The following is a 22984-nucleotide window of genomic DNA, read 5'->3' on the forward strand; positions in this document are numbered from 1 at the left end:
ATAAAAAGAAAGTACTGGCCAAATTCATCAGATAAAACAAAATAAACAAAATGTAGGGAGCCGACTGAGTGACACGTTACGTCCGCAATATGCGCGGTTATGGGGCGACCCCACCGCATGCCGCATGGCCAAATGGGGCAAAAATTGCGGTTCAATTTGTGCTGAACTACGAAGAAGGCGGAGAAAACTGCGTTTTGCATGGCGACGATGCGTCGGAAGCCTTCTTGTCCGATATTCCAGGTGCCGCCCAATGGAAAGGGCAACGGCACTGGAACATGGAGTCGATCTATGAATATGGTGCCAGAGCTGGCTTCTGGCGTTTGCACCGTCTGTTTACTGGCGCGAATATTCCGGTGACAATATACGGCGTGGCACAGGCTTTGGCCCGCAATCCCGAACAAGTTGCCGCCATGAAAGCCGCAGATTGGGAAATAGCGAGTCACGGCCTAAAATGGGTCGAACACAAAGACATGCCCGAGGATGACGAGCGCGCCTCTATTGAAGAGGCAGTTCGCTTGCACACCGAAGTGGTCGGAGAACGCCCTCGCGGTTGGTATACAGGCCGCTGCTCTGAAAACACCGTTCGTTTGGTGGCGGAAGAAGGCGGGTTTGACTACATCTCAGACACGTACGATGACGACTTGCCATATTGGATCGAAGTGGGCGATCGTGACCAAATGATCATCCCCTATACTCTTGAAGCCAACGACATGCGGTTTGCAACTGCGCCAGGATGGGTCACGGGGCAAGATTTCTTCACCTACCTCAAAGATTCATTTGATGTGCTTTATGAAGAAGGCACAGAAGGCGCACCCAAGATGATGTCGATCGGTTTGCATTGCCGTCTTGTTGGTCGTCCAGGCAAGCTCGCGGCTCTAAAGCAGTTTATCAATTACATCAAAGGGTTTGAGAACGTGTGGACCCCGCGCCGGATCGAGATTTCGGATCATTGGAAAGTCACGCATCCTCCTCACCGTATCGAGCGCCCCAGCCTCATGGACCAGGCCCGGTTTGTGGAGCTTTACGGTGGCATCTTTGAACACTCCACATGGATCGCGGAACAAGCGCATACCTTAGAGCTTGGCCCGGCACACGATTGCGCAGCGGGCGTGCATAGCGCTCTGTGCCGTGTTTTCCGGTCATCGACTGACGAGGCCAAACTGGGGGTTCTGCGCGCGCACCCTGATTTGGCCGGAAAGTTAGCTGCGGCGAGGAATCTCACTGCAGAGAGCACTGCTGAGCAAGCCAGCGCAGGACTGGATATGCTAACAAACGAAGAGCGTGCAAGGTTTACACAGCTGAATTCCGACTACGTCCTCAAGCATGGGTTCCCTTTTATCATTGCAGTCCGCGATCACACCAAAGCGTCCATTATGACGGCGTTTGAAACACGTATCGCCCACTCAAGCGCAGAAGAGCTTGCGGAGGCCTGTCGGCAAGTCGAACGCATTGCAGAGTTCCGTTTACAGGATCTGTTCGCTTGAAGAAAATCACCGCATCCCCGCTGACAGCGACAGACTTCGCGCCTTTTGGGGACGTGCTTGAGTTAAAAGACAGCCCGGACAAAATCATCAACCAAGGCATGTGTGGTCGACACCACGACATCGCCGCGTTGGACTTTGGTTCAAACGGACGCGCAGGCCTCTCTTTGTTCAATGCAACCCCGCGCGCCCTGCCCTACACACTTGACATGGTTGAACGCCATCCAGAGGGATCACAGGCTTTCATTCCGATGTCGGCGCACGCGTTTTTGGTGATTGTTGCTGAAGATTTAGGCGACAAACCGGGACAGCCACGCGCATTCCTCACCTCGCCGGGACAAGGCATCAACTTTCATCGCAACACTTGGCATGGCGTTCTGACACCGCTCTGTGAACCCGGCTTGTTTGCCGTGATCGACAGAATTGGCGACAGCGCTAACCTCGAAGAATTTTGGTTTGAGGCCCCCTATCTCGTGGTCTCAGATCAAAACGTGAGGTCAGGCACATCCTGACCAAATGCCGAAAGCCGTCCAGCACAGAGACGGTGCGGCCAACTAACTGACAGGAGAAGGAAATATGGCTGATACATCCGCAACTGACACGCAGGCCTTGGGGTATTCAGACCCCAATGTCACGCCACCTCTGGCACAGGCAATCCCACTTGGGCTCCAGCACGTTCTGGCAATGTTTGCCTCTAACGTAACCCCATCCATCATTGTTGCCGGCGCAGCTGGGCTCGCGTTCGGGGGACCAGAACAGATCTACCTGATCCAAATGGCAATGCTCTTTGCCGGGATCGCGACATTGTTCCAAACCATCGGTTTTGGGCCAGTTGGTGCGCGCCTACCAATCATGCAAGGCACAAGCTTTGCCTTTGTGGGCGTCTTGGCCGGTGTGGCCGCAACGCAGGGTCTAAGCGTCGCTCTAACTGCCTGTATCATTGGTGGTGTGGCGCATTTTGCCTTGGGATCTGTGATTGGGAAACTGCGCTGGTTGTTTCCACCGCTTGTGACCGGGTTGGTTATTCTGGCCATTGGTCTCTACCTCATCCCAGTGGCCATCAAATACGCCGCAGGTGGAGCTGCTTCGTTCCAAATGGAGGCGGAAAGCTTTGGCTCGTTGAAACATTGGTCCGTCGCTCTAACCGTTATCGTGGTCGCCTTGGTTGTGAAGTTCTTCACTAAGGGCACCCTGTCTAGTGCAGGTATTTTGATCGGCTTACTTGCCGGTTACGCATTGGCCTTTGTGCTTGGCATGGTGAACTTTGGCGCAGTTGCCAAAGCGTCTTGGATCACTGGTATTTCTGCATTCCCTTATGGCTTTGAATTCAGCCTTGGCGCCGTGATCGCCGTAACTCTGGTATCCGTAGTTTCCGCGATTGAGACCGTCGGTGATGCCTCGGCAACGGCCAAAGCTGGCGCAGGCCGCGATGCTACCGACGCTGAAATCCAAGGCGCCACCTATGCTGATGGATTGGGTACTGCCATCGCAGGTGTATTTGGGGGACTGCCAAATACATCGTTTTCGCAAAACGTCGGCATCGTGGGAATGACGGGGATAATGAGCCGCCACGTCGTGACCATTGGAGGAATTGTTCTAATCATCTGTGGTCTTCTGCCAAAAATAGGCGCTGTGATTGCCTCTATGCCATTACCAGTTCTGGGTGGCGGTGTGATCGTAATGTTTGGCATGGTGGCCTCCGCAGGTTTGAACGTGCTGACCGAAGTGAAAATGAATCGCCGCAACATGGTGATCATCGCAGTGTCTTTGGCCGCGGGCCTAGGGCTCAATCTTGTGCCTACCGCTGTGCAATACCTACCGGGTGTGGTTAAAACGCTGATGACATCTGCCGTCGCACCGACAGCACTTTGTGCGATTGTCCTAAATTTGGTTCTTCCAGAAGAAGACTGAGAACCATTCAAAACACAAACTCTTTAGGGGCCTATTGGCCCCTATTTTTTTGCCTTGTTTCTAGGCTACACTGATCAAACGATCCTTACTAAGAAGCTTTGAACCCTGCGCATGGGAGCCATGCAATTCACGCTCTATCTATTTTGTTTAACATTAAACTATAAGGATCGAAACGCGGATTTCAGTGGAGGAGACGCCGCATGGCAAACGAATTTACAGACATCGACCCGGTTGAATCGCAGGAGTGGCAAGATGCCATCGAGGATGTGATTGCCCGGGACGGACCAGACAGAGCACATTATTTGCTCGACAAAGCTGTTCAACAGGCCCGCGCAGCGGGAGCCACATTGCCCTTTTCGGCGACCACACCATACCAGAACACAATCCCAGCCGACGATCAGGAAGAGTTTCCTGGCGACATGGATATGGAATGGCGGATACGCACAATCAATCGCTGGAATGCCATGGCTACCGTGGTACGTCGCAACAAAGTAAGCAGTGAATACGGTGGCCACATCGCGTCCTTCGCCTCCTCTGCGGTGATGTATGATATAGGTTTGAACCATTTTTGGCGCAGCAAGTCCGCAATTCACGGTGGCGATCTCGTCTTCTTCCAAGGCCACGTGATCCCTGGCATTTATGCCCGTTCGTTTATGGAAGGACGTCTGACAGAAGAACAGTTGGAAAATTTCCGCTCTGAGGTGAATGGTGGCGGCCTGTCGTCCTACCCACACCCTTGGCTGATGCCAGACTATTGGCAGTTCCCGACTGTATCGATGGGCTTGGGTCCCTTGATGGCCATCTATCAAGCACGCTTTATGAAATACATGCACAACCGTGGCCACATTGATATGGCAGACCGTAAGGTTTGGTGTTTCTTGGGTGATGGTGAAATGGATGAACCGGAAAGCCGTGGCGCGATTGACCTTGCCGCGCGTGAAGGTCTTGAGAACTTGATCTTTGTGGTGAACTGTAACCTTCAACGGCTGGACGGTCCGGTGCGCGGCAACCACAAAATTGTTCAAGAACTTGAAGGCGACTTCCGCGGCGCTGGCTGGAACGTGATCAAGCTGCTGTGGGGGAAAGGCTGGGACGACCTGTTGGAGAAAGACACCTCTGGCAAACTGCGCCAATTGATGGATGAAACCGTTGACGGCGACTATCAGACCTTCAAATCGAAAGATGGTGCCTATATTCGCGAGCACTTCTTCGGAAAATACCCGGAAACAGCCGCATTGGTCAAAGACTGGACTGATGAGCAGATCTGGTCATTGCGTCGTGGCGGACACGAGCCACAGAAGGTCTACACAGCCTTTAAACGTGCAACAGACACCAAGAACCAACCAACCTGTTTGTTGATCAAAACGGTTAAGGGTTATGGTATGGGCACGGCTGGCGAAGGTCAGAACACCACCCACCAACAAAAGAAGATGGCAGAAGATCAACTGCGTGCTTTTCGCGATCGCTTTGAAATTCCGGTCAGCGACGAAGATCTCCCAAATGCGCCCTTTGTGAAGCTCAACAATGCGCAGAAGGCCTATTTGGCCGACCGGCGTCAAGCGCTTGGTGGGGAATTCCCAAAACGCGAAAGCAAATCACCAAAAATGGAAATTCCCGCGCTCGATAAGTTCGCGGCGCAACTGAAGGGCACCGGAGAACGTGAAATCTCCACCACCATGGGCTTTGTGCGCATCCTAACGACGCTGTTGCGTGACAAAAAAATCGGCAAGAACATCGTGCCAATTGTGCCGGACGAAAGCCGCACATTTGGGATGGAGGGTCTGTTCCGCTCGGTCGGGATTTATAACCCTGAAGGTCAGAAATACACGCCTGAGGATGCCGATCAGATGATGTACTACAAGGAATCGACCAACGGTCAGGTTCTGCAGGAAGGCATCAACGAGGCAGGCGCAATGGCGGATTGGATTGCTGCGGCTACCGCATATTCCAACCACGGCGTGCCGATGATCCCCTTCTTCATCTATTACTCTATGTTCGGCTTTCAGCGGATCGGTGATCTGGCCTGGGCCGCAGGCGATAGCCGTGCACGTGGCTTCATGCTGGGCGGCACCGCTGGGCGTACCACTCTGAACGGTGAAGGGTTGCAACATGAGGATGGCCACAGCCATATCCTTGCAAGCACCATTCCCAACTGCGTGAGCTACGATCCGACCTTCCAATATGAGGTTGCAGTGATCGTTCAGCACGGCATGAAGCGGATGTATGAAGATCAGGAAGACGTCTTCTTCTACCTCACGCTCATGAACGAAAACTACGCCCACCCGGATATGCCAATGGGTGTGGAAAAAGAAATCATTCAAGGTCTCTATCGTTTCAAAGAGGTGAAAAAACCGTCCAAGAAGCATGTGACCCTGATGGGCTCTGGAACAATTTTGGTCCAAGCCATGAAAGCGGCTGAGATGCTGGAAACAGACTTCGGCGTCACGTCAGAGATCTGGTCTGCGACAAGCTATAACGAGTTGGCGCGTGATTGTCAGGACGTGGCGCGCCACAACCGCCTGAACCCATTGGCAGAGCCAAAGACTTCGTTTGTGGCGCAGCAGTTGGCCAAAGCAAAGGGCCCGGTGATTGCGGCAACCGACTATATGAAGAACTACGCGGAGCAGATCCGGACCTGTGTGCCGAGCACCTATACCGTGTTGGGTACAGACGGATTTGGACGCTCTGACAGCCGTGTAAACCTACGCCGTTTCTTTGAAGTTGACGCAAATCACATCGCAGCAGCGGCTATGGTTGAGCTCTACCGTGAGGGCGCTGTGACCAAGAAAGACCTTCAGGCCGCAATGGCCAAATATGACATCGACGGCGCCAAGCCGAACCCGCGCCTGGTGTGATCGGGAAGAGAGGAGATTTTAGTATGACATATGAAGTCAAAGTTCCCGACATCGGCGATTTTTCTGATGTCCCAGTGGTTTCCGTTCTGGTGAGCGCAGGTGATATGGTCGCGGCTGAAGACCCGCTGATCGAGGTGGAGAGCGACAAGGCAACTATGGAAGTGCCTTCGCCCACAGCTGGTAAAGTGGTTGAGATCATGGTTGCAGAAGGTGATTCAGTGTCTGAAGGCACGCTGATCCTAACGCTTGAAGCTGAAGATGGCGCGGCTGATGAAGCCGTCGAGGCCTCAACACCCGCAGCCGCCCCATCCCCTGCAACACCTGCCGCAGCGGCAGCGCCCGCGGCGGCCCCTGTGACCGTAACCGACGCAGGGTTTGGCAAAGCACATGCATCCCCATCTGTGCGCGCCTTTGCACGTCAGCTCGAGATTGATCTGGCCAAAGTAAACGGTTCTGGTCGCAAGGGGCGCATTTTGCGCGAAGACATCACCGCCTTCATGAAAGCCTCCAGCGCCACCGCTCCAGCGGCTGCCAGTGGTGTACAAGGCGGCATGGGTATTCCACCGATCCCGGCCGTGGATTTCTCCAAGTTTGGCCCTGTCGAAGACGTGGAAATGTCCCGGATCAAGAAAATTTCCGGGCCTGCGCTGCACCGCGGTTGGCTGAACATACCGTTGGTCACCCACAACGACGAAGCAGACATCACCGATCTGGACAAATACCGCAAAGAAATGGACACTATGGCCAAAGAAGACGGCTATCGCGTGACCTTGTTATCCTTTGTGATTAAGGCCAGTGTCTCTGCGCTCAAGCAGCATTGGGAAGTGAACTCATCCATCCACCCGGACGGCGACAAGCTGATCAAAAAGAACTACTATAATATTGGCTTCGCGGCAGACACGCCAAACGGGCTTGTGGTGCCAGTGATCAAAGACGCGGACCGCAAAGGCATTGTCGAGATTTCCAAAGATCTCATGGAGTTGTCTGGCAAGGCGCGCGAGGGCAAACTGAAAGGCCCCGACATGCAGGGCGCGAGTTTCACCGTTTCTAGCCTCGGCGGAATTGGCGGCACCTCTTTCACACCTCTCGTGAATTCTCCCGAAGTGGCCATTCTTGGCCTCACCCGCAGCAAAATGGCACCTATGTGGAACGGCGAAGAGTTTGTCCCCCGTCTGATGCAGCCTTTGTCGCTGTCTTATGATCACCGCGCCATCGATGGGGCATTGGCGGCACGCTTTACTGTGACGCTGAAAACCCTGCTCGGCGATATGCGCAAGTTGATGTGGTAAGGAGAGACCCAATGGACGTTAAAGTACCTGATATTGGTGATTTTTCTGAAGTTCCGGTGGTGACCGTTCTGGTTGCCGTCGGGGACACTGTCGCCGCAGAAGACCCGCTGATCGAGCTTGAAAGCGACAAAGCCACCATGGAAGTTCCCTCACCCGCCACAGGCGTGGTGAAGGAGATTAAAGTGGCTGAAGGCGACACTGTCGGTGAAGGCAGCGTCATCCTTGTGCTGGAAGCAGAGGCAACCGCTGCTGCCCCCAAACCGGCGGCAGCAGACGCGCCTGCTGCACCGCAGGCCGTGGCCGCGACGGGTACAGCAACCGGTGCCGGTGATGTGCACGCTGAAGTGGTTGTGCTTGGTTCCGGTCCAGGCGGCTATACAGCTGCCTTCCGAGCCGCAGACCTTGGCAAGAAGGTTGTGCTGATTGAGAAAGACAGCTCATTGGGCGGTGTGTGTCTCAATGTCGGGTGTATCCCGTCAAAGGCACTGCTGCACTCAGCTAAGGTGATCTCTGAGGCCGAGGATATGGGGGCACATGGTGTCACCTTCACAAAGCCTGAAGTTGATCTCGACAAGCTGCGCGGCTGGAAAGAAAGCGTTGTAAACCAATTGACTGGCGGACTTTCGGGTTTGGCGAAAGCGCGTAAAGTTCAGGTGGTCAATGGTTTTGGTACGTTCACTGGCGCCAATATGATTGAGGTCGACAACGACGGTGTAAAATCTACCGTCAGCTTTGATCAATGTGTCATCGCAGTCGGCTCTGAGCCGGTCACGCTGCCGTTTATCCCCCATGATGATCCTCGCGTGATTGACAGCACCGGCGCCTTGGAGCTGGAAGACATCCCAGAGCGTCTGCTGGTGTTGGGTGGTGGGATCATCGGTCTGGAAATGGCCACGGTCTATGATGCGCTGGGGTCCAGCGTCACCATCGTCGAGTTCATGGATCAGATCATTCCTGGGGCTGACAAAGATGTGGTCAAACCGCTGCACAAACGCATTGAAGGCCGCTATGAGGCGATCCTGACCAAGACCAAAGTCACGGCCGTAGACGCCACAGACGGAGGTCTCAAGGTCACCATGGAAGGACCGGACGGCGAGAAAGTCGACACGTTTGACAAGGTTCTCGTGGCCGTCGGCCGTCGCCCGAATGGTGGAAAAGTCAACGCAGCCGCGGCGGGCGTGGCGGTGGATGAGCGCGGGTTCATTGCTGTGGACAGTCAGCAACGCACTGGGCAGGCACATGTTTTTGCCATTGGTGATGTGGTGGGCCAGCCGATGTTGGCACATAAGGCGGTGCATGAAGGTAAAGTCGCCGCTGAAGTGGCTGCGGGCCATAAACGCCACTTTGATGCGCGTGTGATCCCTTCGGTGGCCTATACGGATCCAGAGGTTGCTTGGGTCGGTGTCACCGAAACACAGGCCAAAGCAGAGGGCCTAAAAGTTGGCAAAGGGGTCTTCCCTTGGGCGGCGTCTGGTCGGTCGTTGTCTCTGGGACGCAGTGAAGGGCTCACCAAGCTTATCTTTGACGAAGAGAGTGAACGTGTGATCGGCGCCGGTATTGTTGGCCCAAACGCCGGTGACCTGATTGCTGAGGTCGCGCTGGCCATCGAAATGGGTGCTGATGCCGTTGATCTTGGTCATACCATCCATCCACATCCGACGCTGAGCGAAACCGTGAACTTTGCGGCTGAAATGTTTGAAGGCACCATCACCGATTTGATGCCGCCGCGCAAACGCTCCAAGTAATCCTAAAGCGCGCCGAGGCTTTCGGCGCGCTTTTTTCTATATCGAATCAATTTCTTAACACCCCCGCTTCTCACAAAACCCTCTGCGGTATTGCATCGGTTTCGCGGTGGTATCGCAACGGTGTTACTGCCCGTAACACACGCAAAAGATGTGGTTAAGAATGCGTGCGTCGCTTTCTAGTAGTCGTAGCACTCTCCCCGCGAAATCCGCCCCAAACAGCACATGTGCCGCTGCACTTTGCTCCGCATCGCGGAGCCACACCCAAGTCGGCGATGGGGCCGTCAGGCCACAAGACGGCGCGGGAGCCGCCCCCTTCGGTCAGGTGGTGTTTACAGCGGCCAGATCACCGGGATCAACACCGACGCCAACAGTCCGATGGACAGGTTAAGTGGAATGCCCACACGCATGAAGTCTGTGAACTTATAGCCCCCCGGCCCAAACACCAGCATATTGGTCTGATAGCCAATCGGTGTGGCAAAACTGGCAGAGGCTGCGATCATCACGGCGATCACCAACGGCCGTGGGTCAACACCAATGGCTTGTGCCAGCCCAACGGCAATCGGCGTGACCACCACCGCCACCGCGTTGTTGGAGACAAGCTCTGTCAACACGGACGTCAGAAGGTAAATTGCCCAGACCAATAAGAACGGCGGTAAGTTCTGCAGCCCAGGCGCAAGCCCATCCACAATCAGCGACACTGCGCCGGAATGTGACAGAGCAGCCCCGATGGCGAGCATGGAGAAAATCAGCGACAAAAGGCGCCCATCAACAAAGGAAAATGCCTCCTCCGCATCAATACATCGGGTCAACAACACAACCGCCACCGCAAGCAACGCCAGAAACAATATGGGCGCGACGCCAAACCCGGCCAAAATCACAATGCCCGCCATCGCTCCCAGCGCGATGGGCGCATGCCCACGGCGATATTCGCGCTCGGAGGGCTGTGAGACATCCACCATATCCATCTCACTGGCCAGACGTTGAATGTCCTCCGGTGCGCCTTCCAGAAGCAATGTGTCCCCAACCCGCACCACCAATTGATCCAGCTGTTGGCCGATGTTCTGGTTGCGCCGGTGCACCGCCAACGGATAGACGCCAAACCGGCGGCGCAAGCGCATGGAGCCAAGCCGCCGTCCGACCATTTTACAGCCCGGTGTGATCAAGGCTTCCACAGTGGTTGTTTCCACTGCTCCAACCTGATCCAGTCGTTTTAAAGATTTGTCACGCTGCAGGCTCAACAACTCCGTCATCTTGGTGCGCAAGACCACGCGGTCGCCAACTTGCAGTGTCACTCCGGCGAGGTTGCGGCGCAATGATGTGTCACCGCGGATCACATCGATCAGGCGCACACCTTCGCGTTTGAACAACTGCACACCGACAACTTCGCGACCAATCAGGTTGCTTTCCGGCGGGATCACAGCCTCCGTGAAAAATTTCATCTGGCTGCGGTTGGACAAAAGATCCGCCATGCTGGCGCGTTCGGGCAGCAGGCGCCGGCCAAAGAGATAAAGATACAACATCCCCCAAGCCACAATGATCAGTCCCAGTGGCGTGACCTCAAAGATGCTGAATGGCTCCAGTCCCAAATCACGCGCCACACCGTCAACCAGCAGGTTTGTGGAGGTGCCAATCAGGGTCAATGTCCCGCCCATAATGGCCGCATAACTCAACGGAATCAGCAGCTTAGATGCCGAAGTCCCCAAGGTGCGCGCCAATTGGGTAAAAACCGGGATCATCACAACCACCACCGGCGTGTTGGACACAAACGCAGAGGCGATGATCACAAATGCCAAAAGCATCACAATCGCAAGCGCGGGATTTCTTTGTGCCTGCCCATCTGCCATTTGCGTGAATGTCGACAGCGCGCCAGTGCGCACCAATGCCCCCATCACAATAAACATGGCGGCAATGGTCCAAGGGGCTGGATTTGATAGAACATTTACAGCGGCCTCATAAGGCAGCACCCCCAAGAACAGCAACACGGCAACCCCGCCGATCGCCACAACTTCAGTGGGGTAAACTTCGCGCAGGAACAGCACAAACATGCCTGCCACAGTCAACAGCGCTAAAACCGCCTGTGTGGTCTGAGAAAACGCAAATAAATCCATCATGTGCCCGTTGTTACCAGCGGCCAACATCTACCACGCCCCCCAAGTCGGGCAAGCTGTTTTCACTGATATTTAGCTTTGACGTGGACGCACAAGGGTCATTCCGGTCAAGATTAGGGCAAGTGCCGCCCACACCCAGATTGAATATCTTTCAGACAAAAGCAACATGGCCCAAAGCACGCCAGATCCGGTCACCACATAAGACACCTGCGCGGCAAACACAGACCCTGCACGCGACACCAGCCACACATAAGCCGTGTACACACAGGCGTGGATCACCGACGACAATATCAGGGCATATTCAGGTGCGCCCCATGGGATGCGCGGGTCAATAAATTGCCCGGACCCGACCGCGAGCGGCAGTGCAAGTACAGCCCCCACAACGGAGGCACCATAGAGCACATGCCCTGCTCCAAGCCCGTGTGTGCCCCATTTGGCCACAACATTACCTTCGAGCGCATAGCAAATTGGCGCGATCACCGCGATCGGCACCCAAAGTACCATCCCGGGATCAGGCAACGCTTCCGGCTCCGACAAAATCACCACGCCCATCAAGCCAATTGTCAGCCCCACAAGGCGGCTCCAATTAAATCGATCCACTCCCATCACCAGCGCAATCGGGAAGGACATCATCGGCACCAAGGATATGACAATTGACATCACGCCAGAGGGCAGTTCCGCCGCTGCACGGTAAGAAAAGCTATTGGGGACAACGGTTCCAAGTGCGGCAATCAACATGAAGAACCACAGCTTATCCATTGGCAATGCAACAGATTTTCCAGCGACGACGCGCAGCACAAACAAAAACACAGCACCAATCACCAATTGCCAGAACACCAAACCAAGTGACTGATGCCCGCTGGATACGGCGATTTTGGCCAAAGGCTGTGTCAGGCCCCAACCGGCTCCGATTGCCAGAAGCATCCCGCTGAGGCGCAAAGGTGACATTTTAGCTGGGGCCGGATTGGCTGAGACGGCCCCCTTGGCGCACCATCTCGATCCGCGTGGCGGCGCCGGTACGGTCATCGGTTTCGACATAGACGCCCGACAGGGTGGCCTCCCCTAAGGCGGGTGTGAAGCGCGCTTTGGGCATGCCCGTCACAAAACGGCGCATGGGCTCCGCCTTTTCCATACCAATCACCGAGTTGTAATCACCACACATGCCTGCGTCCGCTTGAAACGCCGTGCCACCGGGCAGGATTTGCGTATCCGCGGTGGGCACATGCGTGTGCGTACCAACCACAAGGCTGACCCGGCCATCGCAATAGTGGCCCATGCCCATTTTCTCAGATGTGGCTTCGCAATGTATATCGACAATCGCGGCCTGTACCATACCGCCGCGGGGATGTGCGCGCAGCACTTGGTCAACAGCGGAGAATGGATCGCCGTAGGGCTGTTTCATAAACACCTGACCCAGCGCCTGTGTCACCAGCACTTTACGGCCGCCTCGCGCAGTGAACACCCGGAACCCTTTGCCCGGGACATCACCACGCCCGAGGTTCATTGGGCGGATGATGCGTGGCTCATTTTGGATGAACTGCATCATATCTTTTTGGTCAAACGCATGATCGCCCAGCGTGAGGCAATCCGCGCCCGCGTCCAGCAAATCCTTGGCATGGGCACCAGACAGCCCCATGCCATTGGAGGCGTTCTCGCCGTTCACCACAACAAAATCCAGCCGCCACTCATCGCGCAGCTTTGGCAGACGTTGCGCCACCGCCGCGCGACCCGCGCGGCCCATTACATCACCGAGAAAGAGCATTTTCATGGGAGATGGTCCTATCCCCCTTCGGACAACACCTCAAGATGCGAACTTCCAAATTCACGTCTCCTCTTCACCATGGAACCTTGGAGCCCCCCTCAGGATTCAAAAAGATGGGATTGAAGCCTCTTGTGCGCATTGATTGACGAGACGTCTTGCCCCAGTCGCGCAACACGATATCGTAGGGTGATAGATTTATTGCCACAGGTGTTACATGAAACTGTTTTTGACCGCTGCCGCCGCGACAAGCATTTTGGTTCTGGCGGGCTGCGAAGACCCTGCCCCCAATGATCCAACCAGTGTCGCCAATCCAGCCGCCACCTTCTGTGTTGCGCAGGGCAACACATACGAAATCCGCGAAGCCGCTGACGGCAGCCAATATGGTGTCTGCCTCCTCAGCGGAGGTGGCGAGATTGACGCTTGGGAATATTTCCGCACCAACGCAACCTGACGCATCTTCGCGCCGCTAGGCTTTGGAAAACTCGATGATCCGACGTTCGGTGACGATCATATCCAGAGGTTGATCTGTCTCTTCAAGCGGCAGGCCTTCGGCCTGCTGCGCCTCAAAGGCAAACCCTATAGCCAATGTAGCGCGGCGCGCGCGCAAACGTTCCAGCGTGCGATCATAGAATCCACCACCATATCCAAGCCTGCCGCCCAACAGATCAAAGGCCACCAGCGGCACAATGACGATTTCAGGGTCAAAGTAATCATCCACCTCAGGCACCTTGGCGCCAAAAGGCCCGTCCTTGAGCGTGCTGTCAGGGTCCCACCGCGAGAATTCCAGCGGGGTGGCTTCGGCTTGAATGACGGGCACGCCAACCGGCCCGTATGCTGCTGCCTCCGCCATTGCGGGTAGGGGTGAAATTTCCGTACGGATTGGCATATAGCCTGCCAGCGGCACACCACGATATCCCGCCAAAATTTCGGAGAGATGTGCGGATTGACCTGGGCCTGCGGTGGCAAAGGCCTCTTTGCGCCGCGCAAAAGCCGCTTTGCGGGCGGCGGCCTTTTGGTCTGTGAGTGTCATGTCACGCGCCTTTTCGATCAAAGCAAAACATGGGCTGCAAGGCCAAGAAAAAGGAAAAAGCCCACCACATCGGTCACCGTGGTCACAAAAGGCCCCGATGCGAGCGCCGGGTCAATGTTCATCCGGTCCAGTGCCATGGGAATGAGGATGCCGCCCAGCGCGGCCGCAATTTGTGTCAGCACCATCGCGACACCGATCACAACGGCCAACATCGGGATGCCGAACCAAAGCCCGGCAACCACCGCCATGATACAGCCAAAAAGCACCCCATTAAGCGCACCAACAGACAGTTCTCGCAGGATCACCCGAAAGGCGTTTTGCGCGGTCAAATCTTTGGTGGCCAGCGCCCGCACGGTCACTGTCATGGTTTGCGTGCCAGCGTTGCCCCCCATAGAGGCGACAATTGGCATCAACACCGCCAACGCAACCATCTGGTCAACAGTGTCGGCAAAGAGATTGATCACGCCAGAGGCCAGAATGGCCGTCAGCAGATTGACAAACAACCACGTGGCCCGGCCTTTGGCTGCGTCAAAGATCGTGTCTGACAGGCTGGCTTCGTCGCTGACCCCGGCGAGCCGCAGAATGTCCTCTTCATGCTCTTCATCAAGCACCGCCATGGCGTCATCGATGGTGATGACCCCAACCAGCCTGTCATCCTCATCCACCACAGGGGCTGAAATCAGATGATACTGATTAAAGGCATAGGCGACGTCTTCCTCGTCTTGTGTAACGGGGATGAGTTGAAACACCTCCTCCACAAGCTCTTTGAGCGGCAAATCGCGCCGTGACGACATCAATTTACCCAATGTGATATTGCCCACGGGCTTCATGCGCGGATCTACAAGGATCACATGGTAGAACTGCTCTGGCAGCTCCTCAGCATCACGTAGGAAATCGATGGTCTCGCCCACGGTCCAATGCTCTGGCGCGCAAACCGTCTCGCGTTGCATCAAGCGGCCGGCGGTATTTTCCGGGTAGCCCAGCGCTTGTTCAACCGCAACACGGTCCGCATCTTCAAGCTGATCCAGGATGGCTTCTTGTGCCGGCTCGTCCAGATCCTCAACGATGTCGACAATGTCATCGCTTTCCAGATCGCGCACAGCTTCTGCCAGCACCTCCGGACGCAGGACGTTCATCACCTCCTCGCGCAGACCCTCATTGAGTTCGGCGAGAATGTCGCCGTCAAATCCGGACCCATAGAGCTGCACAAGGCGACGGCGATCAAACGCGTTGATCTGCTCCAACATGTCGGCGATGTCAGCGGGGTGCAGCGGTGCCATGAGCTCGATCAGCGTATCGCGGTCACCTGCCTCCAGCGCATAGAGTATTCCCGCAACAAGTCGTCGGCTCAGCGCGTAGTCTTCGCGATCGCTCTCTGAAGTGACTTTGGCGGTTTGATCGATGGCTTGGGTCATAACACCTGCTCTCTCGTCTGGCCGCGCGATGGGCATATGGTCTTGAAATTCTGCCGAGCCGCCGCATCAGGGGCTTGGACTTGCTGCAGACCATAGTTTATTGCTGATAGAGAACTCAATGGGATGCGACGAATTTGCAACCAAAAAAGGCGCGTGTAGGCTTTGCCGCGCAATCCCTTGCCCACATCGCGGAGCGCATACATGCAAACCCCTACATTGTTGCTTGGTCAGACGTTATCGTTTGCGCAAAACCCCTTCCATACACAGCTGTCAGAAGCAGTTCGCCATAACACGCAAGGCGGCGTCCTGATCTCAGAAGGCAAAATCCAACAGGTCGGGGACGGTGCCACTTTGCAGGCCGCCCACCCAGACGCGCAGGTCATGGACTACGGCGACAGGCTGATATGTGCGGGGTTTGTGGATGCGCATGTTCACTACCCTCAGACCGGCATTATTGCCAGTTGGGGCAAACGGCTCATTGATTGGCTCAACAGCTACACGTTCCCAGAAGAAATGCGCTTTGGGGAGCGCCCATATGCCGACCAGATGGCGCAAACCTATCTGGATCTGACAACACGGCATGGGGTGACCACAATGGCCAGCTTTTGCACCAGCCACCCAGAGTCTGTGGACGCGTTGTTCACAGCGGCTCAAGCGCGTGGGCAGCGGGTGGTTGCTGGCAAAACCTGTATGGACCGCAATGCACCTGAGGGGCTCCGTGACACGGCGCAATCCGCGTATGATGAGAGCAAAGCACTTATCGATCGGTGGCACGGGGTGGATCGGCTGTGTTATGCCATCACGCCGCGGTTCTCCCCCACCTCTACTCCAGAGCAACTGGATGCGCTCGGAGCCCTCTGGGCGGGACATCCAGATTGTTTGATGCAAACTCACCTCAGCGAACAGACCGACGAAATTGCTTGGGTCGCTGACCTGTTCCCGACCGCACGAGACTACCTCGACACCTATGAACAGTTCGGGCTTCTTGGGGAGCGTGGCCTTTATGGGCACGCCATTCATCTGGAGCCACGCGAAAGGGCGCGCCTGAAAGAAATCGGTGCCGGACTGGTGCATTGTCCCACCTCCAACACGTTCATCGGCTCCGGGCTGTTTGACATGGCAGGGTTGATGCAAGAGGGGCATCGCATTGGATTGGCCAGTGATACCGGTGGTGGCTCAAGCTTTTCTATGCTTCGCACCATGGCCTCCGCTTATGAGGTCGCTCAACTGCGCCACCATCCGTTGCACCCTGCCCAGTTGATGTGGCTCGCCACCTCGGGTTCCGCGCGTGCCCTGCATATGGATGACAAAATTGGCAATCTTCTTCCCGGCATGGAAGCTGATCTGGTGGTGCTTGATCTGGCCAGCACGCCAGAGATTGCACAGCGCACAAACCGCGCCAAAACTTTTTGGGAAGCGTTGTTCCCCACCATCATGATGGGGGACGACCGCGCGATTGCGGCCACATGGATCAACGGGCGGCAGGTCTAGAACAAACCATTGTCATTGGCAGAGGTCGTGGGAATGGTTTGCAGCACATCCCAATGCTCGACCACTTTGCCGTTGTCATCAAAACGGAAGATGTCGATGCCAGCATAGTCGTCCCCACCCGGCCATTCCTGATGGCAATGCAGCACAACCATATTGCCTTCGGCGATGGCCCGTTTGAAATGCACTTTTTTGCCGGGATACTCCGCCGCCATACGATCAAAGTAAGCGATGAAAGCGTCTTTGCCGTCCCCGACATGTGGATTGTGCTGGATATAGGTGTCCCCCACATAGGCGATGATCGCTTTGCGCGGGCTGTTCTGATTAAACATCAGATCATAAAACGCCATGGCGTTCGCTTTGTTTGCTTCCAAATCGGCCATGGCGGTTTCCTGTCACTCCGCTCTAGAACGCTTTGAACGTCAGCGTGGTCAGGGTGCGTTCGATTTCTGGGACGTCCAACATGTGGTGATTGATGAATTTGCCCACATCCTCACCTTCAGGGATGTAGAGCTTCATCAACAGATCATACTCGCCACTGGTGGAATGCAGCTCCGAATGGATTTCTTTGAGCGCAAGCTCTTCGGCCACACGGTAGGTGGTGCCGGGTTTGCAGCGGATCTGGATAAAGACGCAGGTGGTCATAAAAGCCCTCATGTGGATGTGGCGCTAAGCTGGCACAAATGCCACCCTGACCACAATGCAAAAACCGCCCCCTTGGCCCGCCCAGTGCGCGCGCCTATAACAGCGCGGCATTGACAGTGAAGGACGTCTTTTATGCGTAAGGCCAGCGTGACCCGCGCCACTGCGGAAACCAACATCACCGTGGACATCAATCTTGATGGCTCCGGCACCTATGACAATCAGACCGGCGTGGGTTTTTTTGACCATATGCTGGACCAGCTGTCGCGCCACTCGCTGATTGATATGACCATCCGCGCTGAGGGTGATTATCACATTGATGACCACCACACTGTCGAGGATGTCGGCATTTCTCTGGGCCAAGCACTTACACAAGCCTTGGGCGACAAAAAGGGTATTCGCCGCTATGCGACCTGCCACCTGCCTATGGATGACGCTCAGGTGCGCGCCTCCTTGGATCTGTCGGCGCGTCCGTTCCTGATCTGGAACCTTGAGATGCCAACCCAGAAGATCGGCACATTTGACACCGAATTGGTGCGGGAGTTTTTCCAGGGCTTTGCCACACATGGCGGCATCACATTGCATGTGGATCAGATCCACGGCTTTAACAGCCACCACATCGCGGAAGCTACATTTAAGGCTGTGGCCCGTGCGTTGCGTGAAGCCGTGGAAGTGGACCCACGCAAGGCAGACGCCATTCCGTCCACCAAGGGCGCGCTGTAACTGCTTAGGGTCAATTCTAGTAGACTTGAAAAGCCCGCATCGCGCGGGCTTTTTGTTATGCGGATTGCGCCGCTGGACTTTTGGTGGTCCGCCGAATGAGCCACTCTGTGAACAGCAAGTTTGGCACCCAACAGAGCCAGCAGATCAGGGGATAGCTGTTTTCAAAACCCACTGTAAGCTCGCCGATTGGCAGATAGAGCCGCAGCGTGACCGCAGCCACCGTCAGACCAGCTGAGCGGATCATCCATTCCCGATGTGCGGCGATGTCACGTATGATGGCGAGATAGACCGCAATTGCCGTGATCGAAAGCCAAGCCACTGCCAGCGCCACCAAACCGCTTGCGGCCAAAGGTCCTTGCTCGGTCTGAAACCCCAAGAAAATACCCGCTGTGCCAGATACGAGAATAGCCGCTCCGTAGAGACGCCCCAGCCAGCGATGCACCCCCGGTCGGCGCAGACGCAGCTTTTTGCTGAACTGAAACGGCAACAAAGCCAAGGCAATCGGTGCAAAGAAGATGTGGGCGTAGAGCAGCAACGGACGCTCCAATGCGTGATGCAACATTGCGGGCATCACCAAGGCGATGTCAGCGATCAAAAACCTAAGTGAGCCAAGTGCAATGGCGATGGACAGAAACCACAAAACCGGCAAGCCGCGCGGCAGCAGTGGGCGTTTGGGTACAGGATACATTTTGCGACTCCAGATAATTTGACACTGTAAAGTTAATCTTGACGCTGTCAAAATCATATTGGCTTGACACTGTCAAGTCACAGATTAGTTTGTTGTCATGACAAATGTAAAAACCCGCCACCATCACGGTGACCTCAAACGCGCGCTCATAGAGGCCGGTTTAGAACTTTTGGAAGAAGGCGGGCTTGAAGCGCTGACTCTGCGCAAATGCGCCGCCCGTGCCGGCGTGTCACATGCCGCACCGGCGCACCATTTTGATGGTTTACCCGGGCTGATCAGTGCTATTTCCGAAGCAGGTTTTGATATATTTTCCAAACACATGTCAGACGAGATTGAAGTTGGAAACCAAAGTGACATAGGCCGCCTTCGCAGCATTTGTCGCGGATATTTGCAATTTGGCATGACCCACAGCGGTTTGCTGAAAGTGATGTTTGGCGAACACGGACTGGCGATCCATGCGCCACGCAACAACCGTGAAGAAGCTGAGGCCTATCTGCTGCTACGACGTGCCTGCGCGCCGTTTGTCCCTCCCGGCGAAGATCCGCATATTGTTGAGGCTCAGGTTTGGTCGCTGATCCATGGCTTTACATTGCTGTATCTATCCGGTGAGTTTGGCACGCCCCTACCGGAGATCGAGGACGGCCCCTTTGCCGCCGTGATGGCCTTGGTGGAGCGTGTCGGCACACAGGGCAAGACGTAGGCAACATCCGATAGCCGCGAAACATTATGCTGCAGCATCAGGCACAGCCCTTGACCCTACACCAAAATCGTTTCACTTGAGGATGACGATTTCCAAAGGACACTGCCCATGCTGACAGCGATCATCGACTATGAAAGCGGCAATCTGCACTCTGCCGAGAAAGCCTTTCAGCACATGGCCAAAGAGGTACATGGTGGCGAGGTTGTGGTGACGTCAGATGCGGATATTGTTGCAAAGGCTGACCGGCTGGTATTGCCAGGTGACGGAGCCTTTCCGGCTTGCGCAGCGGAGCTTCGTGGGCACAAAGGCATTTATGATGCCATGGTTGAGGCGGTCGAGGTCAAAGGCCGTCCGTTTCTGGGCATCTGTGTCGGTATGCAGTTGATGGCAAGTCGCGGCCACGAATATGAACTGACCCAAGGTTTGGGATGGGTCGAAGGTGATGTTGAAAAGATCACCCCCGCCGACCAATCACTCAAAGTGCCACACATGGGCTGGAACGATCTTGTCATTGATCACCCGCACGCCCTGCTCGATGGTATCAAGAGCGGCGATCACACCTATTTTGTGCACTCCTATCAGTTCCACGTCACCAAGCCAGCAGAGCGACTGGCCCATGTGGAGTATGGGGGGGATGTGACTGCGATTATCGGGCGTGACACCATGGTGGGCATGCAGTTTCACCCGGAAAAGAGCCAAGACATCGGTCTGCGCATGATTGGCAATTTTCTAAAATGGGCACCCTAAACGCAAAAGTGTCTGGGGCCAGACCCCTGCCCGTTTGTGGTTTGCACGTTCATCGGTGGTAGAGGGGGGTTGCAACGGCGGGCCTCGATCTCAATGAGATACGAGGTTGTGGCTGATACGTCCGTGTTCAAGTTCGCACCCGCCGGGCAACTCTAGTAATCTGAGGGTGTCATACAGCCGGGACCGCATGGGAGGCCATCGTTGTTCGCGCTCCACACACGTCCACACCGTCGTTCTCTAGTGACAGCCCAAACTCTGCGCCAGCGTCTTGCACAACGTGAAGCAGGCCCTCCGTCAAAACCCAATCTGTTTTGAAAGTCAGCTGTGCAGGTTCTCGTCCTGCGATTGGTAGATGTCACCGGTCAACCATCCCGGCCAATCCCGTTCAAAAAACGATCTTGCCCCGTCGTGTTCACGGTTGGCACGCGCGGACACGACCAACTGGTCATCCTCATCAAACCACACAATCAATTGTTGCTGCTTGTCTGCCTCTCGTTCCGCGCGAAATCGGGCATTGGCAATGGGTCCGCGCGCTGTTTGAGGCAAGGCATCTCCCTGCGGGTCACAGATGGCCCGAGCGCCTCGGCTGCCGCCGCCTTGCGCGATATAGGTATCAAGGGCACCGAGCACCGCCTCAGATGCCAGAGCCATTTGCTGCCACTGTACGGTCCGCCCAACCTCTGACGGGCGCGACGCGGTGATGCCATATTGCTTGATCTTGGCATTTAGGCCACGGGCGTCGCCAAGGGCGTCTGCCACGTCGGCAGCTGTGCATAAGATGCCTGCCTTGTCGCTCATTCGGGCCTGAACCTCCGAACGCACAGCTTTGACAGACAAAGGGCTGTCAGAGGAAAGCACCGCTTGAAGGTCTTGAACAGCATCCGCCGCAGCTTGCGTCACATCACCGGCCCAAACCGGCGCACCGACGGCGCCAACATGTTCGGCCACGCGGGTGCCAAACACCTGCCCCGCATTCAAAGCCGAGCCGCCCGGTCGTGTCGCACCATGGGTACCAGCAGCCTCACCCACGGCATAGACGCCCGGCACATTGCTGCGCCCCCAGATATCAACCGCGATGCCGCCATTCATGTGTTGATGGTTGACGGCAAATTCCAGCGGCTCTGTTGTAATCTCCACCTTGTAGCGCTTGTAAAGCTCGATCGCGAGCGGGTTCATGTGGCGCAGCCGATCAATGGGCAAGGCATGATCTGCCCCCGCATTGCGCAGGTAAGACGCCACATCGTCATCCAGCCGATCAAGGCTGAAGTCTTGATCAATCGCCAGCGGGTTGCGGTTAAAGTCCATAAAGACCCGTCGCCCGGCTTGCCCTTCCCTGAAGATCGCCAAATCGATCAGGCTGGACTGAAAATCCAGCATCCGGCTTGCGTGAAACGGCCATTGATAGCCTTTGCGAAAGATGTTGGAGGCCATCTCTTGGGTCGTGCGGTAGTAGTCTGCGAGGAAATGGTGTTCGGTCCCGTCCCTGTCGACTGAATAGATATGCGGAATGACCTGCACATAGGTGCCCGATAGGTTCCATGGGAACCCTTCACGGCGGGTGCCGATGCCAAACTGGCTTTCGGTGATGTTGGTCAGCTCCAACCCAGATTCAAGCGCGAGGCCAAGTGTCCCAAAGCAGCCATTCGGAAAAACGCTGTCGCGGTAAAGCTCACCCGGACCACCCGCCGCCAGAACGAGAGCGGAACACGCATAGATCGTCAGACCATAAGGATTCAGAGCGGTGCTGTCCTTTGACCGGATCGCCAGCACACCACAAACGCGGTCTCCGTCCTTAAGCACCTTTACAACCGTGGTCAGATTGAAGAACGGAATTCCCAGCCGGATCGCCTCTTCCGCCAGGACTTTGACCATCAGGCGGGACGTGCGCGGCCCGCAAGACGTCGCACGCCCGACTTCGTCGTGATCGGTCTGATAGCGCAGGGTGCCGCCCAAGTGATCCTGCGGCAAAGGCAGCCCAAGATATTGGAGCGACGCCATGGCGCGGATTGACCCCACGGCTTCGATATAGGCGGTGTCTTCGTCCATCGCCCCGCCGGCCCCAATCGCGGCGGCCATATCAAGGAAATCGTCGCCCTGATCTTTGGTATTGGCAGTGTGCAGCGTTTGCTTGTCAGAGCCCGAACAGGCGGATGTCCCCCCCCACGCGCTTTGGCTGAGAATGGCGACATCTACGCCCCTGCGTTTCATTTCGACAGCGGCGCGCAGCCCTGCGGCTCCGCTTCCGACCACCACGGCTCCGGAGCGATGCAGCGGGATGCTGTAGGAGTTGACAACAAGTGTCTCGACCGCGTCGGGTTCAGACCCAAGCCGTGGCATCGCCACGTCGGTCAACGCATCCAGAATATCTTGCGGGACTGAGAGGGCCACAGACGTCTTCCT

The 22984-nt window shown here is 55.9% G+C and carries 20 protein-coding genes; 11 read left to right on the forward strand and 9 right to left on the reverse strand.

Annotated features, from left to right (window positions below):
• Nucleotides 1-68: 68 nt before the first annotated feature.
• The 6 genes from puuE (at nucleotide 69) to lpdA (ending at nucleotide 9281) form a co-directional block, all read left to right on the forward strand.
• Nucleotides 69-1484, forward strand: coding sequence for an allantoinase PuuE (puuE, locus tag ABWV47_RS03080; RefSeq protein ID WP_353308376.1), 1416 nt, complete (start codon nucleotides 69-71; stop codon nucleotides 1482-1484).
• Nucleotides 1481-1993 carry an ureidoglycolate lyase gene (locus ABWV47_RS03085; protein ID WP_353308377.1) on the forward strand — a complete coding sequence of 171 codons (513 nt, stop codon included), beginning with the start codon at nucleotides 1481-1483 and terminating at the stop codon, nucleotides 1991-1993. Before puuE ends, ABWV47_RS03085 begins: the two co-directional genes overlap by 4 nt.
• Before the next feature lie 64 nt (nucleotides 1994-2057).
• Nucleotides 2058-3392 carry a uracil-xanthine permease family protein gene (locus ABWV47_RS03090; protein WP_353308378.1) on the forward strand — a complete coding sequence of 445 codons (1335 nt, stop codon included), beginning with the start codon at nucleotides 2058-2060 and terminating at the stop codon, nucleotides 3390-3392.
• Between the two features lie 200 nt (nucleotides 3393-3592).
• Nucleotides 3593-6247 carry a pyruvate dehydrogenase (acetyl-transferring), homodimeric type gene (aceE, locus tag ABWV47_RS03095; RefSeq protein WP_353308379.1) on the forward strand — a complete coding sequence of 885 codons (2655 nt, stop codon included), beginning with the start codon at nucleotides 3593-3595 and terminating at the stop codon, nucleotides 6245-6247.
• 23 nt (nucleotides 6248-6270) lie between these two features.
• Entirely contained in the window at nucleotides 6271-7536 is a 1266-nt protein-coding gene (gene aceF, locus ABWV47_RS03100; RefSeq protein WP_353308380.1) for a dihydrolipoyllysine-residue acetyltransferase, read from the forward strand.
• 11 nt (nucleotides 7537-7547) lie between these two features.
• Nucleotides 7548-9281 carry a dihydrolipoyl dehydrogenase gene (gene lpdA, locus ABWV47_RS03105; protein WP_353308381.1) on the forward strand — a complete coding sequence of 578 codons (1734 nt, stop codon included), beginning with the start codon at nucleotides 7548-7550 and terminating at the stop codon, nucleotides 9279-9281.
• 329 nt (nucleotides 9282-9610) lie between these two features.
• On the opposite strand, the gene ABWV47_RS03110 is transcribed toward lpdA, so the two are convergent.
• The 3 genes from ABWV47_RS03110 to ABWV47_RS03120 all read right to left on the reverse strand — a co-directional run bounded on the left by ABWV47_RS03110 (nucleotide 9611) and on the right by ABWV47_RS03120 (nucleotide 13157).
• Nucleotides 9611-11389 (reverse strand): SLC13 family permease, encoded by a 1779-nt coding sequence (locus tag ABWV47_RS03110; RefSeq protein ID WP_353309567.1) that lies wholly within the window; start codon nucleotides 11387-11389, stop codon nucleotides 9611-9613.
• A 72-nt stretch (nucleotides 11390-11461) separates the two neighbouring features.
• Nucleotides 11462-12313 carry a DMT family transporter gene (locus ABWV47_RS03115; RefSeq protein ID WP_353308382.1) on the reverse strand — a complete coding sequence of 284 codons (852 nt, stop codon included), beginning with the start codon at nucleotides 12311-12313 and terminating at the stop codon, nucleotides 11462-11464.
• Nucleotides 12314-12338: 25 nt separating this feature from the next.
• A complete protein-coding gene (locus ABWV47_RS03120; RefSeq protein ID WP_353308383.1) occupies nucleotides 12339-13157 on the reverse strand; it encodes a TIGR00282 family metallophosphoesterase in 819 nt (272 codons plus the stop codon).
• 208 nt (nucleotides 13158-13365) lie between these two features.
• Between ABWV47_RS03120 and ABWV47_RS03125 the strand changes: the two genes are divergently transcribed.
• Nucleotides 13366-13602 carry a putative hemolysin gene (locus ABWV47_RS03125; RefSeq protein WP_353308384.1) on the forward strand — a complete coding sequence of 79 codons (237 nt, stop codon included), beginning with the start codon at nucleotides 13366-13368 and terminating at the stop codon, nucleotides 13600-13602.
• A gap of 15 nt (nucleotides 13603-13617) precedes the next feature.
• Here ABWV47_RS03125 and ABWV47_RS03130 read toward each other — a convergent pair whose 3' ends face one another.
• The gene (locus ABWV47_RS03130; protein ID WP_353308385.1) at nucleotides 13618-14181 is read right to left on the reverse strand and encodes a 5-formyltetrahydrofolate cyclo-ligase; all 564 of its coding nucleotides are present in this window, start codon (nucleotides 14179-14181) and stop codon (nucleotides 13618-13620) included.
• A gap of 17 nt (nucleotides 14182-14198) precedes the next feature.
• Nucleotides 14199-15596 carry a magnesium transporter gene (gene mgtE, locus ABWV47_RS03135; protein ID WP_353308386.1) on the reverse strand — a complete coding sequence of 466 codons (1398 nt, stop codon included), beginning with the start codon at nucleotides 15594-15596 and terminating at the stop codon, nucleotides 14199-14201.
• A 201-nt stretch (nucleotides 15597-15797) separates the two neighbouring features.
• Between mgtE and guaD the strand changes: the two genes are divergently transcribed.
• Nucleotides 15798-17087: a guanine deaminase gene (gene guaD / locus ABWV47_RS03140; protein ID WP_353308387.1), complete on the forward strand. Its 1290-nt coding sequence runs from the start codon at nucleotides 15798-15800 to the stop codon at nucleotides 17085-17087.
• Here the strand turns inward: guaD and ABWV47_RS03145 are convergent.
• Nucleotides 17084-17467, reverse strand: coding sequence for a nuclear transport factor 2 family protein (locus ABWV47_RS03145; RefSeq protein ID WP_353308388.1), 384 nt, complete (start codon nucleotides 17465-17467; stop codon nucleotides 17084-17086). The two genes, guaD and ABWV47_RS03145, sit on opposite strands and share 4 nt — an antisense overlap.
• 22 nt (nucleotides 17468-17489) lie before the next feature.
• Entirely contained in the window at nucleotides 17490-17729 is a 240-nt protein-coding gene (locus ABWV47_RS03150) for an Lrp/AsnC ligand binding domain-containing protein (RefSeq protein ID WP_353308389.1), read from the reverse strand.
• Nucleotides 17730-17861: 132 nt separating this feature from the next.
• On the opposite strand from ABWV47_RS03150, the gene hisB reads away from it, so the two are divergent.
• Entirely contained in the window at nucleotides 17862-18449 is a 588-nt protein-coding gene (gene hisB, locus ABWV47_RS03155) for an imidazoleglycerol-phosphate dehydratase HisB (RefSeq protein ID WP_353308390.1), read from the forward strand.
• 55 nt (nucleotides 18450-18504) lie between these two features.
• On the opposite strand, the gene ABWV47_RS03160 is transcribed toward hisB, so the two are convergent.
• Nucleotides 18505-19137 carry a DUF2306 domain-containing protein gene (locus ABWV47_RS03160; RefSeq protein WP_353308391.1) on the reverse strand — a complete coding sequence of 211 codons (633 nt, stop codon included), beginning with the start codon at nucleotides 19135-19137 and terminating at the stop codon, nucleotides 18505-18507.
• A 97-nt stretch (nucleotides 19138-19234) separates the two neighbouring features.
• On the opposite strand from ABWV47_RS03160, the gene ABWV47_RS03165 reads away from it, so the two are divergent.
• Together ABWV47_RS03165 and hisH are read left to right on the forward strand one after the other, a co-directional pair.
• Complete coding sequence (locus tag ABWV47_RS03165; protein ID WP_353308392.1) at nucleotides 19235-19837, forward strand: TetR-like C-terminal domain-containing protein; 603 nt, start codon at nucleotides 19235-19237, stop codon at nucleotides 19835-19837.
• A 108-nt stretch (nucleotides 19838-19945) separates the two neighbouring features.
• Nucleotides 19946-20584, forward strand: coding sequence for an imidazole glycerol phosphate synthase subunit HisH (hisH, locus tag ABWV47_RS03170; protein ID WP_353308393.1), 639 nt, complete (start codon nucleotides 19946-19948; stop codon nucleotides 20582-20584).
• Between the two features lie 318 nt (nucleotides 20585-20902).
• On the opposite strand, the gene ABWV47_RS03175 is transcribed toward hisH, so the two are convergent.
• Complete coding sequence (locus ABWV47_RS03175; RefSeq protein ID WP_353308394.1) at nucleotides 20903-22972, reverse strand: FAD-binding protein; 2070 nt, start codon at nucleotides 22970-22972, stop codon at nucleotides 20903-20905.
• Nucleotides 22973-22984: the final 12 nt, after the last annotated feature.

The organism is Shimia sp. NS0008-38b, from assembly GCF_040370365.1.
Classification (GTDB): domain Bacteria; phylum Pseudomonadota; class Alphaproteobacteria; order Rhodobacterales; family Rhodobacteraceae; genus Shimia.